Origin of the sequence: Neobacillus drentensis (assembly GCF_036965645.1) — a bacterium.
Lineage (GTDB): Bacteria > Bacillota > Bacilli > Bacillales > Cytobacillaceae > Neobacillus > Neobacillus drentensis_D.
In genome coordinates this window covers 1-12,396 of record NZ_JBALPZ010000016.1, presented here as the reverse complement: position 1 = coordinate 12,396, position 12,396 = coordinate 1, and the positions used below count along the sequence as shown (strand labels likewise).

14 protein-coding genes are annotated in these 12,396 nt (G+C 36.8%); 5 read left to right on the top strand and 9 right to left on the bottom strand.

Annotated features, from left to right (window positions below; genetic code table 11):
- Positions 1–77 precede the first annotated feature (77 nt).
- Entirely contained in the window at positions 78–272 is a 195-nt protein-coding gene (locus V7266_RS02965; protein ID WP_335465730.1) for a hypothetical protein, read from the bottom strand.
- A gap of 228 nt (positions 273–500) precedes the next feature.
- On the opposite strand from V7266_RS02965, the gene V7266_RS02960 reads away from it, so the two are divergent.
- Positions 501–689, top strand: coding sequence for a YkvS family protein (locus V7266_RS02960; RefSeq protein ID WP_098526935.1), 189 nt, complete (start codon positions 501–503; stop codon positions 687–689).
- A 91-nt stretch (positions 690–780) separates the two neighbouring features.
- Here V7266_RS02960 and V7266_RS02955 read toward each other — a convergent pair whose 3' ends face one another.
- Positions 781–900: a DUF6254 family protein gene (locus V7266_RS02955; protein ID WP_235743018.1), complete on the bottom strand. Its 120-nt coding sequence runs from the start codon at positions 898–900 to the stop codon at positions 781–783.
- A 145-nt stretch (positions 901–1,045) separates the two neighbouring features.
- Here V7266_RS02955 and V7266_RS02950 point away from each other — a divergent pair, with 145 nt between their 5' ends.
- Positions 1,046–1,657, top strand: a complete 612-nt coding sequence (locus V7266_RS02950) for a CPBP family intramembrane glutamic endopeptidase (protein ID WP_335465729.1) — start codon at positions 1,046–1,048, stop codon at positions 1,655–1,657.
- Positions 1,658–1,681: 24 nt separating this feature from the next.
- On the opposite strand, the gene V7266_RS02945 is transcribed toward V7266_RS02950, so the two are convergent.
- On the bottom strand, positions 1,682–2,731 hold the full coding sequence (locus V7266_RS02945) for a YkvI family membrane protein (RefSeq protein ID WP_335465728.1): 1,050 nt from the start codon (positions 2,729–2,731) through the stop codon (positions 1,682–1,684).
- Between the two features lie 208 nt (positions 2,732–2,939).
- On the opposite strand from V7266_RS02945, the gene V7266_RS02940 reads away from it, so the two are divergent.
- A complete protein-coding gene (locus V7266_RS02940; RefSeq protein WP_335465727.1) occupies positions 2,940–5,096 on the top strand; it encodes an ATP-dependent Clp protease ATP-binding subunit in 2,157 nt (718 codons plus the stop codon).
- Between the two features lie 38 nt (positions 5,097–5,134).
- Here the strand turns inward: V7266_RS02940 and V7266_RS02935 are convergent, their stop codons facing one another.
- From V7266_RS02935 to V7266_RS02925, 3 genes are all read right to left on the bottom strand, one after another.
- Positions 5,135–6,829: a M3 family oligoendopeptidase gene (locus V7266_RS02935; RefSeq protein WP_335465726.1), complete on the bottom strand. Its 1,695-nt coding sequence runs from the start codon at positions 6,827–6,829 to the stop codon at positions 5,135–5,137.
- A 90-nt stretch (positions 6,830–6,919) separates the two neighbouring features.
- Positions 6,920–7,360: a MarR family winged helix-turn-helix transcriptional regulator gene (locus V7266_RS02930; protein ID WP_335465725.1), complete on the bottom strand. Its 441-nt coding sequence runs from the start codon at positions 7,358–7,360 to the stop codon at positions 6,920–6,922.
- Positions 7,361–7,474: 114 nt separating this feature from the next.
- Positions 7,475–8,467, bottom strand: a complete 993-nt coding sequence (locus V7266_RS02925; RefSeq protein WP_335465724.1) for a phosphotransferase enzyme family protein — start codon at positions 8,465–8,467, stop codon at positions 7,475–7,477.
- A gap of 128 nt (positions 8,468–8,595) precedes the next feature.
- Between V7266_RS02925 and V7266_RS02920 the strand changes: the two genes are divergently transcribed.
- Complete coding sequence (locus V7266_RS02920; protein WP_335465723.1) at positions 8,596–9,831, top strand: MFS transporter; 1,236 nt, start codon at positions 8,596–8,598, stop codon at positions 9,829–9,831.
- A 53-nt stretch (positions 9,832–9,884) separates the two neighbouring features.
- Here V7266_RS02920 and V7266_RS02915 read toward each other — a convergent pair whose 3' ends face one another.
- A complete protein-coding gene (locus tag V7266_RS02915) occupies positions 9,885–10,409 on the bottom strand; it encodes a hemerythrin domain-containing protein (RefSeq protein ID WP_335465722.1) in 525 nt (174 codons plus the stop codon).
- 224 nt (positions 10,410–10,633) lie between these two features.
- Here V7266_RS02915 and V7266_RS02910 point away from each other — a divergent pair, with 224 nt between their 5' ends.
- Positions 10,634–10,981: a hypothetical protein gene (locus V7266_RS02910; protein ID WP_335465721.1), complete on the top strand. Its 348-nt coding sequence runs from the start codon at positions 10,634–10,636 to the stop codon at positions 10,979–10,981.
- Between the two features lie 611 nt (positions 10,982–11,592).
- Here V7266_RS02910 and V7266_RS02905 read toward each other — a convergent pair.
- Both V7266_RS02905 and V7266_RS02900 read right to left on the bottom strand, forming a co-directional pair.
- Entirely contained in the window at positions 11,593–11,793 is a 201-nt protein-coding gene (locus V7266_RS02905; protein WP_160723702.1) for a cold-shock protein, read from the bottom strand.
- Between the two features lie 294 nt (positions 11,794–12,087).
- The gene (locus V7266_RS02900) at positions 12,088–12,372 is read right to left on the bottom strand and encodes a ferredoxin family protein (protein ID WP_098526926.1); all 285 of its coding nucleotides are present in this window, start codon (positions 12,370–12,372) and stop codon (positions 12,088–12,090) included.
- Positions 12,373–12,396 lie beyond the last annotated feature (24 nt).

Sequence of the window (12,396 nt, the reverse complement as noted above, 5' to 3'; positions counted from 1 at the left end):
CCGCAGGAGTCGAGCTTATCCGCTCCAATCAACATTGTTCCAAAATCAACAGTCACCTTTAACACAACCAAAAGTTATTAACTTCTTGGTTCTTTAAGATATTGATAAAGAACATCCCCGCCTCGCTGACCGATTCCACGGAAGTGTTTAAAATCCTTTCTCTTCACTAAGACCATTCTAAAATCCATAAAGTCTTCATTTTTTATATAATATTCTGAAAGCTCGCCTGTCATAAGTTTATCTAATACTTCGGTTACTAATTCTTCATTCATAAAAAAGCACCCACCTTTTCATCTATATTTTAATGCAAATTTGTCTAATTCTCCACTTGATCTTTGTAAGCGTTTTCTGTACTTTTTTTAATTTTCTTTCATAAACTATAATATTCTAAAAGAATTAACATAATTGTCAAACAAAAGCCTTTACGAAATGTAAAAGATAGTGCAAACTGTTATATAAACAATTTATTAATAGTTTTTGAAGCCAAAGGAGAGAGACTAATGAGAAAAGCAGAAGTAGGTAATATCATTGAATTTCGCGGTGGCCTGCAAGGGATAGTTGAAAAGGTAAATGAAAACTCTGTTATAGTCGACCTAACAATTATGGATAATTACCGTGATCTAGAATTGGATCAGCGTACAGTTGTAAATCATAAAAACTATAAAGTGGTAAAAGAAAGCGCTTATTAAGTAATAGATTGGTAGAAATGTAACAATTTTACTGACATTTCTATCCTTAATAATAAAAAATCTCGCCAAATTGGCGAGGTTTTTTATTTATTTACCTTCCTTGATCAGTTTCCTTCGAAATCTGCTTTAGAGACTTTACTTTGCCGTGTGGATTCTGATCCTGTTTACGAACGGTCCATTCCCGTTCCTGCTGGCTCTTAGATTTACTCACCCTACTCACTCCTTTCCTTCTTATTTTTTTCTTTTAAGTAAGTTCTTATCAGCAGATTTGGATAAAATGTTTAAAGAAATCATTTCCTTTTAAAAAACTTATTTGTTAAAATAAATTTTATTGATTTAAAAAGGAGCTAGTTAGGATGGAAAAACGCTTCCTAGATTTACGACTTATTCTGGGGTTCATCATTGCACATGCACTTATTTATTTTTCATTCCATGATAAAACAATATTCTGGTATATTTTTTCCGGATCAATCCTTATTTTAATTGCATATGCGATGCTCCAAGGAGAAGTGGATGATGAAGCATCGTTTGCTAAATATATATTTTTCGGAGCTTTATCTGGTTTCTTGTTATTTTTTATTTTTTGGTTTGGTTTTAAAGCTTCTCAAATAATGGACCTTCCTATTGAAAAATCCATTAATAAATTGTACCGCTGGTATGCTCCTAAGGCTTTTTGGCAATATATTGCCCTTATATTGGTTGCAGCACCAGGTGAAGAACTTTTCTGGCGCGGTTTTATTCAAAAAAGCCTTTTAAAATATTTCAAACCCATTTGGAGCATTTTACTCGGCTCCGTTTTTTACGCATCCGTCCATATTTATTCAGGTTCCTTCTTGTTAGTTTTTGCAGCCTTTGTCTCCGGGCTTGCTTGGGGGGGACTATATTATTGGAAGAGAAGCATGCCGCTAGTCATTGTTTCTCACCTCATTTTTGATATGATGATTTTTATGATAATGCCATTAACGTAAGAACAGCTGTCAGTTCACAGCTGTTCATTTTTTTTTATTAAATTGAAAAGGCTTCATCCACAGCAAGACAAAAAAGGTCATGCAAATATACCCAAATAAGGGATATAGATAGGACAATAACGTCCCATAGTTCACCAGACTTATGAGATAGGACACTAAAAAAATAGCGGTAACAGAAATAATTGTAGGAATAGACAAATATTGCTTCAATTGACGATCAAGACCAAAGACATTTCCAATCACTGATGTGAAAATCTCACCATAAATCACGAGAACAAAAATCCAATAAAGGAAGGGTGCGAGGTTTTTCATAACAATTGCCATCGGAATATTGTACTGGTCTAAATCCGGCAGCATAATTAGGGTAAAATGACCTGCACCTAATATTAATGTTAAAGCCGCTCCCCCTAGAATCCCCCCCCATTTAATCGTCCAATCATCTTTTACTTCAGAGGCAATTGGTACTAACACAGCCTGAGCTAAACCAAGATTTAATGCCACATATGAAAATGGTGCTACTACACTTTTCCATCCATCATCTGCATGGGGTATATATACTAATTGGTCGATGAAATTCGGCAGCTGCACTGAAAAAATCATAAGGATAACACTAAAACTAATCATTAAAGGAACTACAAACGTATTTACAGCAAATAGACCTTTTGTGCCAACTAACATGACGAGGATTGAAAGTATAATGGTCAAAAATACACCGACGTTTTTTGATAGGCCCAGTTGTTCCTCAAATACTGCCCCCGCGCCTGAAAGCATTACTGCACTTACGCCAAGAAGCATAAATAGCATAAAGACGTTGATAATTCTGCTTGGCCATTTACCAAATAAATACCTATTAAACTCTTGGTATGATTTTGCATCTATATAGGCAGCCATTCTCATCAGCTTTGAACCCAATATAATAAAGAGATAACCGCTCATAATAATACTGATTAGACCGAATAAACCAAATCGAGAAAAAAACTCAACAATTTCTTTGCCTGTGGCAAATCCGGCCCCTACTACAGTTCCCACATAAACTGCAGCGATTTGAAAAGCTTGAGTCCAACTCTTCTTCACCTAATCTCCCCCTTATCATCAATATATGAAAGAAGGGACAAACAAAGACGAGCTTTTTCGTATTTTGGAAATCATTTCTTTAAACAAACTACTTGAAAGTCAAAAAAGGTCAGAGTATACTATGCTTACAAGGTCAAAGATAGTCAAAGTCAAAGTCAATATTTATGATTAACTAATAAATGAATGAATAGTAGGAGGTAATTTGCTTATGTTTTGTCAACAATGTCAGCAAAATCAGGCCAAAGTACAATTAAGTTTGAATATTAATGGACAACGTAAGGAAATGAAACTCTGCCACGAATGCTATACAAAAGAAAAGCAATCTTTAGGTGCAGGATTTAGTTCAAATATGAATTCATTTCCTAACTTCCCATTTGATAACCTTTTTATCGCGAAAGGATTTCCACAAGCTGAAGAGACGATTGATCATTCAACCCATGCTGGGAAAAGACAACATTCCAATAACGGTTTTATTGACCAGTTTGGACGAAACCTTACCACAATGGCAAAGGCAGGTTTAATTGACCCAGTCATTGGTCGTCATGAAGAAATAAAACGTGTAATTGAAATTTTAAATAGACGAAATAAAAATAATCCAGTTTTAATTGGTGAGCCAGGTGTCGGTAAAACAGCCATTGCTGAAGGTCTAGCGTTGAAAATTTCCAGCGAAGATGTTCCAGGTAAATTACGCAATAAAGAGGTGTACTTATTAGATGTTGCCTCACTTGTCGCAAATACCGGTATCCGTGGTCAATTTGAAGAAAGAATGAAACAATTAATTTCAGAATTACAGGAACGAAAAAATATTATTCTTTTTATAGATGAGATTCACTTACTAGTTGGTGCAGGATCAGCTGAAGGTTCAATGGATGCAGGGAATATTTTAAAACCAGCCCTTGCCAGAGGCGAGTTACAGGTTGTTGGTGCTACCACTTTAAAAGAATACCGTCAAATTGAAAAGGACTCTGCCCTAGAACGCCGCTTCCAGCCAGTTCATGTTCTTGAGCCAACTACAGAAGCTGCAATTGAAATTTTAAAAGGTATTCAAAAGAAATATGAAGACTATCACGAGGTCACCTATTCTGAGGAAGCACTACACGCTTGTGTACAGTTATCACAACGATATATTCAAGACCGCTTTTTACCGGATAAGGCCATTGATCTGCTTGACGAAGCTGGTTCGAAATTAAATCTAACTTCGGATTACAAAAACACTGAACAAGTGGAAAAACGATTAAAAGAGATTGCTCTTGAAAAAGAAGAAGCACTTAAAAATGAACAATATGAAAAGGCAGCCATACTCCGAGATGAGGAAGCAAAACTAGAAAAAGCAGTAAATGCCGACTCAACTGGAACTAGACCTGTTGTTACAGTTTCTGATATTCAAAAAATCATTGAAGAAAAAACAAAAATTCCAGTCGGTAAATTGCAGCAAGATGAACAGCTGAAGATGCGTGAATTAGAAGCTAACCTTAAAAAGAAGGTAATCGGTCAAGATAAAGCCGTGAAGAAAGTAGCTAAGGCAATCAGACGCAGCCGTGCGGGCTTAAAATCAAAACATCGTCCGATTGGTTCCTTCTTATTCGCAGGTCCTACTGGGGTAGGTAAAACCGAGCTGACAAAAACACTGGCCGAAGAATTATTTGGCAGCAAGGATTCGATGATCCGTCTCGATATGAGCGAGTATATGGAAAAACACAGTGTTTCTAAATTAATTGGTTCTCCTCCAGGCTATGTCGGCCACGATGAGGCAGGACAATTAACGGAGAAAGTCCGCAGGAATCCATATAGCATCATTTTATTAGATGAAATTGAAAAAGCACATCCCGATGTTCAGCATATGTTCCTGCAAATTCTTGAAGACGGCCGTCTAACCGACAGTCAAGGTAGAGTGGTAAGCTTTAAAGACACCGTTATTATTATGACAAGTAACGCGGGGGTAGGTCATAAAACTATCCACGTCGGTTTTGGAGCAAGCGATGCAATTGAAGAGGCAAGCATCCTTGACTCCCTTGGCAGTTTCTTTAAGCCGGAATTCCTAAACCGTTTCGACAGCATTATCGAATTTAATTCTCTTGAAAAGGAACATATCTTGTCCATTGTCGATTTAATGATCCACGAATTACAGGAAACATTAAAGGAACAAAACATTGAATTGAGGATTAAGAAAGAGGCTAAAGAGAAATTAGCTGAACTTGGATATCATCCAGCGTTTGGTGCACGTCCGCTCCGCAGGGTCATCCAAGAACAGCTCGAAGATAAAATTGCTGACTTTATCTTAGAAGATCCTGATGCTAAAGAATTAGTCACTGTCCTAGATAATGGTGAACTAAAGGTTGTTTCTGAACCTGCTTCTGTTAACTAATACTAAAAAGCGAAGCCAATTTTGGCTTCGCTTTTTAGTTATAATTTTAGATCCTCAACTGAACTTAACCATTCATCTATCACACCAACAACGGACTCAACACATCCATCTTCAAATGGCGAGATTAGGTTAGCTGCCTTAACAAGTTTTGTGAAAGATAGACTGCCGCCTAGATTACAAAGCTTAACATAATCTGCCCATGCCTCTTCCCTGTTTTCTATTGACCGCTTCCAGAATTGGAAGGCACAAATTTGTGCAAGCGTATAGTCAATATAATAGAATGGTGAATTATAAATATGACCCTGACGCTGCCAAAAGCCGCCGTTTTCAAGATAGACATTTCCCTCATAATTTTTATGCGGTAAATACTTCTTCTCAATTTCCCTCCATTGACGTTTCCGTTCCGCAGGTGCTGCAGCAGGATTTTCATAGACCCAGTGTTGGAACTCATCTACGGAAACCCCATAAGGAAGAAATAACAAGGCCCCGCTTAGGTGCGTAAATTTATATTTGTCGGTATCTTCATTAAAAAATAATTCCATCCATGGCCATGTAAAAAACTCCATACTCATCGAATGAATTTCAGCTGATTCATAAGTTGGCCAGTAGTATTCTGGTATCTCAAAATGACGGCTTGAATACACCTGGAAGGCGTGGCCTGCTTCGTGTGTTAAGACATCAATGTCCCCTGATGTACCGTTAAAATTGGAAAATATAAAAGGAGCCTTATAATTCTCAATAAATGTACAATAACCACCGCCGGCTTTTCCTTTCTTGGCAACTAGATCCATTAAATTATTTTCCTGCATATAGCTAAAGAAAACCCCTGTTTCTTTAGAAAGTTCTTCGTACATTTTTTGTCCATTTTCAATAATCCAGTCTGGTTTCCCTTTTGGAACAGCATTTCCGGATTGAAAATTAAAACCCTCATCATAATATTTTAATTGGTCGACACCTATTCTTGCTTGTTGACGTTCCTTTAATTTTGTAGCTATCGGTACAATGAAATCTTTCACCTGATTACGGAAGTTTGCCACCATTTCTGCATCATAATCGGTTCTCATCATTCGATAATAGGCAAGTTCGACAAAGTTTTTAAATCCTAATCTTTGGGCAATCTCTGTTCTTACTTTAACCAAATCATCATAAATTCGGTCTAACTGCTCCTCATGTTCAGCAAAAAAGCCAAATTTCGCTTCACTCGCTCTTTTTCTCATGTCACGATCCTTAGATTCAGTGAACGGGTCTAGTTGAGCAAGTGTTCTTTCCTCACCTTCAAATTGAATTTTAGCTGAAGCAAGCAACTTGGTATATTCCGTTGACAATCGGTTTTCCTTTTGTAGTAAGGAAACAATTTCAGGCTTAAAAGTCTTCAATTGTCCTTCAGCTAGGGCAAAAAGTTGTGTTCCCCACTTTTTTTCTAACTCCGGGCGAAACTTCGAGTCAACCAATGCTTGGTAATACTTGGTCACTAAGCCCTCCACTTCAGGCTGAATTTCGTCCATATAATCTTGTTCTTCCTTATAAAATTCATCATTGGTGTCAATAGAGTGGCGGATATAGCAAAGATTAAACATTGTGCCTAATTCATTTCTCAGTTGATTAATTTCTTCCATAAACCGGCTTTGTGCCTCAACAGTGTCTGCACGTTTAAAACTTTCTAACACTTCATCAAACTTGGCCGAAACTTCGCCTAAATTTGGTCTTTCATATGTATAATTTTCAAAGCTCATAGCTTATACCCCTTTCAAGTCTTTCAATACTATCAATTCAACACTATTAATAGTATTCCTCCGATAAAAAAAATACGACCATTGGCCGTATTAAAATTTTCCTGCCGGTATTCCTATCCTTTTCAGCAGGTCTATGGCAATTGTTTTCTCAGATTCAGACAAACTTGACATAAGTTGATCAATTTGTTTTGCATGTTCAGGAAAAATCTCTTCTATAAATGCTTTTCCTTGCTCTGTGATTTGAGCATATGTTACCCGTCGGTCATTCGGACACGCAATTCTTCTTAGAAGACCCTTTTGTTCCAGTTTGTCGACTACATAAGTGATACTGCCGCTAGCAAGAAGTATTTTTCCGCCAATTTGCTGCATTGGCTGATCCCCTTTATGATAAAGAAGCTCTAACACCGCAAATTCCGTTGGATTCAATCCGTTTGCCTGAATAGCTTTATTTACATGTTCATTAATCGCTTTATATGCTCTTGATAGGACTATAAATAACTTTAATGACTTTTCTACTGATTCGTGTTCCATAAGAAACTCATCCTTTTAAGTTTTGATAAGATGGGTAAGAGTTCATCCAATAAATTATCTTGATTTCAAAATTAATTATAAAAAATTTTTTAATTGCTGTCAAATTCACTTATTTTAAAATAGTTTCTGAACGATCGCTTCTTTTAGAATGATTCTTCGCCTTAACTCCACCAATATCTGATTTAACTGTTCACTCCGGTCCTCCGGTGCTATTTTTTTATGAAACACAGAGTAAAGTGTTATGTCCCTCAGTCTTAAAAAAAGTGATAACTGCTCTTTCCATTTTTCCGGCAGTGGATGGTATACCTCATAGCCCCGTGTAAAATGGGTTAAGAATAATAAAGAAAACACTGTCTTTTCATCCTCTTTTGCATGATTGTACCCGTAAAATAATGAATAATATAACGGAATGGCGATATCAGAAACAAACCAAAGATAACAGGAATCATCAAAGTCAAACACGTGGATTTCCTCTCCATCAAAGAAAAAGTTTCCGGAATGGATGTCAGAATGAATTAGACCAAAATTATTACGGTTCCGCGGCAGCTCTCGTAACTCTTTTATTAGCTGTTCCGTATTTTCAATTATCTCAGGATCATGCGGAAAAAGGTCTTCAACCCGAAGCAGTTCCTCCTCGTACCAGTAAGGGCGCAGGCTCTCACCCTTTTTTGGTTGATATTGTTTTGTGACCAGATGCATTTTGCCAATTTCTTTCCCCCAAGAATAAAACAATTCCTCGTTATATTGCTTAGAATTCATTTTAACAGGTTCTCCCTTAACCTTTGAAAACAGACAGCCATAAAAAGAAGTTCCATCTGCCGCATTTACAGTTTGAATGAATTCACCACTAGACAACGGAATGACCTCTGAGCAATTCACTTTATTTTTGTAAAGGAAATTCATCCAACCTAGCTCAGCCTCAATTTCTGTTCTATTCCGATGAGAACTATGTGTAATTCTTAAAATTAGCGGCTTTCCTTCCCTATTCACCTCAAAAACATAATTTTCAAAGTCACCTAATTTCCTGACCATTCCTTCCAACTGAAAGCAAACTAATAATCGATCTAAAATAGATTGGGTAAATAAAACTTCAACGGATTTTTCCATATTTCCCCCTTTTATTTATCTCTTTTTAATATTATAATTTTTATATTTCGAAAATAGAAATAATTGTTTATTATTTTAGTAATTAAGTAGTAAGATAAGGAAAACAATACAAATAAAGAAGGGATTATATGAATCAACCAGCAGCTTTATCCGCAAAGACTACGAAGGCCATGGAATCAACTATGTTTAAAATTTTGTTTATCATTGGCCTCTGCCACTTATTGAATGATGCCATTCAAGCAGTTGTACCTGCCATGTTTCCCATCCTGGAAAAGTCGATGGGTTTAAGTTTTACCCAGTTAGGGATTATTGCCTTTTCGTTAAATATGGTTTCGTCAGTTATGCAGCCAATCGTCGGTTTTTATACAGACAAAAAGCCCATGCCCTTTGCTCTGCCAATTGGTCTAACTTTTACTTTATTTGGCATCCTTGGTTTAGGATTTGCGGGGAATTTTACACTGATCGTCTTGTCCGTGATTTTCATAGGCCTGGGCTCAGCCGTGTTCCATCCAGAAGGTTCCCGGGTTGCTTATATGGCTGCAGGAAGCAGACGGGGGCTAGCACAATCTATTTATCAGGTAGGGGGGAATACCGGTCAGGCATTGGCACCGGTGATTACTGCACTAGTTTTGGTTCCCCTGGGACAAATTGGCGCATCTTGGTTTACCATAGTGGCTGCAATGGCGGTTATTCTACTCATTTATATCGCAAATTGGTATCAACAAAGATTACTAGTTGCACCGCGGGTAAAGAAAAAGGATTTAAATAAAGATAAAAGCCAAGGCTTGTCTAAAGAAGTTAAAAACACATTGGTATTAATTTTGCTGTTAATCTTTGCAAGAACTTGGTATACTTCTGGGATTACAAACTTCTATACTTTCTATGCAATTAAGGAATATGCTTTATCCATTAAGGAATCTCAAGTGTTTTTATTTGCATTCTTAGTTGCAGGTGCAATCGGAACTTTTTTTGGCGGTCCGCTATCAGATCGATTTGGAAAGAAAAGTATCATTTCCTTTTCGATGTTAGCGACTGTTCCTTTTTCGATTTTGATTCCGCATGTACCGCCAACATTGGCCTTCATTTTCCTTGTGCTTACAGGTTTTATTTTAATGACAAGTTTTTCGGTTACCGTGGTATATGCCCAGGAATTAGTTCCAGGCAAGATTGGTACGATGTCAGGATTAACGGTAGGGCTTGCATTCGGAATGGGAGCCATAGGCTCAGTCGGACTCGGGTCCATTGCCGACTGGATTGGCCTGCAGTCCATGATTACTTGGCTGGGCGTCCTTCCATTACTAGGGCTGATTGCCTTCCTGCTTCCAAGTGATCAGAAGGTTCGGGAATGGAATCAACAAGGGTAATACGTTTGCGTAATCAATTCAAAAAAAACAGGATGGGCGCTTGCCCATCCTTTCTATTGTATATCTTTGATCTTTCGTAATAACTCCGCCTTTTCTAGATCGGAAAGCATTCTTTCAGCCATTGGAAATAATACATTTTCCTCTTTATTAAAGTGGTCAGTTAAAATCAAATATGCATTTTGAACTAATACAGTTAATTTCTTCTTTTCATCAGTTGTCGTTCCCCCAACTTCTGCGTTATCAAGAAAAGAGGCAATATTTGATTTTGCCTGGTCATGTTCATACTCCATTACGGCAATTGGCCCAGATGTGGTACCAATATAAGCACCCATCATGGGAAATAGAACACCTTCTTCTCTTTCAGAATGCGGATCTAAATTACCTTTAAACTCTTTAACCTTAAAGATTAATTTATCAAAATTCTCTTCCACATCAATATCTTGAGCAATTTTTTCAGTTAAACTATACAAACCATCCATTTGTGCTCTCAATCCAGGATGTTCACTTCTTAATCGGGCAAGACCCTCACTTAATTCTTCCTCGGCCAAACTGCCAAAACCACTCATACAGCTGCTCATATTCCATTCACCTCTATATCGTTTAAGTGATTTAAGTATATAAACAACCAAATAAGCAGGTAGTGATAGGGGTCACTTTTTACAAAAATTTATATACAAAATGGCGTAATTGTGATAATTTAGTGAAAACGTTATAATTTTTTGAAAAGTTTAACATTTATCACACAAATAAGGAGGTACTGTTTCATATAATATAGATATACCTATAAGGGAGGGTTATATAGATGAAAACTCCAAATTATCATGATTTTTATGAAAAGGCATTAATTCCAATCGGTATAAATGACCTGCTCTCATTACAAAAATCCGATGCTTATTGTCCTGATAACTCCTTTACCCATTGGCTCATTGCTGTTGAAGGAGTACAGCTGCCACAACCCAAAATATATTATCACTGGAAAGTTAGTATCTATCCGGCAACAGCCGAAGGTGATTTTAATTGGAAAGCTCCCTACTATTGTTCACCCAATATGAAATTAATTGATTATGCGAATGAATTAGCCTCCTCATTAGTTCAATCTAGTATCAAAGATGAACTTTCTTCCGCTGCTCTTTTAGAGAAGATAAGCTAAATCTACTTAATAGTAACCTTCTGCTTCACCTTCTTTTTACTCCCATTTGTGAAAAAACTTACATATCGTAATAAAAGTGTAAATGCCATCAACCTGTATCTTATGATCACATTGTTTTTAGAACAATATGAAGCATACCTTACACTATTGATTCATTTTGGCTCTTATTTAATCTCATTAGGTTATTCCCAACATGTATGATACAATGAGTCTACCATTTGAACTACTGTTTCATGTGCCCTGCTCATTATTCGTGAGCAGGGTTTTTTTGTTTTTTTTAATAAGTCTCTGTTATAACTGAATGTTGATTCCTCATGTTTGAAAAATAAACGGTAAAATTCCGTTTGAATTGGGAAATACCCATATTTCCTTAAAAATAAAGGAAGTTTTTCCGTTTATATTATCCAAATCTTTAGATTTTGACTTATTTAGAGCAGTTAATCGAAATAACTCCGCTTATAGGTGCTTCTTAAGCTTCCTCTTTATCCATTAGACGGAAATTCCCCGCCTATTAGAATTCTCATACCTGCACTAAAATCAACAATAAATAATAACAGAGCCTAAAATAAAAAACAGACTCTATAAGAGCCTGTTTGGTTTAATTTTGATTATTAAGCTTTACGAACGTTAGCCGCTTGAGCTCCACGTTGACCTTGCTCAACATCGAAAGTCACTGATTGACCTTCTTCTAAAGTTTTAAAGCCTTCACCTTGGATAGCTGAGAAATGAACGAATACGTCTTCTCCGCCTTCACGCTCGATGAATCCAAAACCTTTTTCTGAGTTAAACCATTTTACTTTACCGTTTTCCATTTTTACTTCCTCCTGCTGTGTGCTTTGCACACATTGTGTTACTATCCTTGCACTCAGTGATCATCAAGACGAAAAGTTAATCTTATACTATCCTTTACACCGAACAAAAATAATTCTTGTATAGTGTAACATTTTACGAAAATATTTGCAAGGCTTCCAGATTGTGTATCAATAAATAATTAAAAACAAGGTAAAAACAAAAAGACGATGCTCAATAAGGAAGCACCGTCCTTTTTAATAAGTTGCTTGTGTTAAACTTGGATGTTGATTGGAGCGTAAGAAGCTTCTCTATTTTTAGGCCAACCGGAAAACAATTCCGTGTCCGCCTTTCGGATATTCCCATTTTATATTCTGATATGGGCAGCCGATTCGGCAGCTGCCACATTCATGGCACCCTTCATAACCTACTTGCATCCTTGTTCCTTCCCACTTATACACTTCAGCAGGGCAAAATACTGTACAAATTTTATCGGGACATTTAGTCATACAGATGTCATGATCAAGTACTGTCAAATGGGACTTGGTATCACACTTAAACCTTAACAGATACTGTTTTTCCTCAATATTCTTCGTTGACATTATTTCACCGCCTTCCAGGCACGA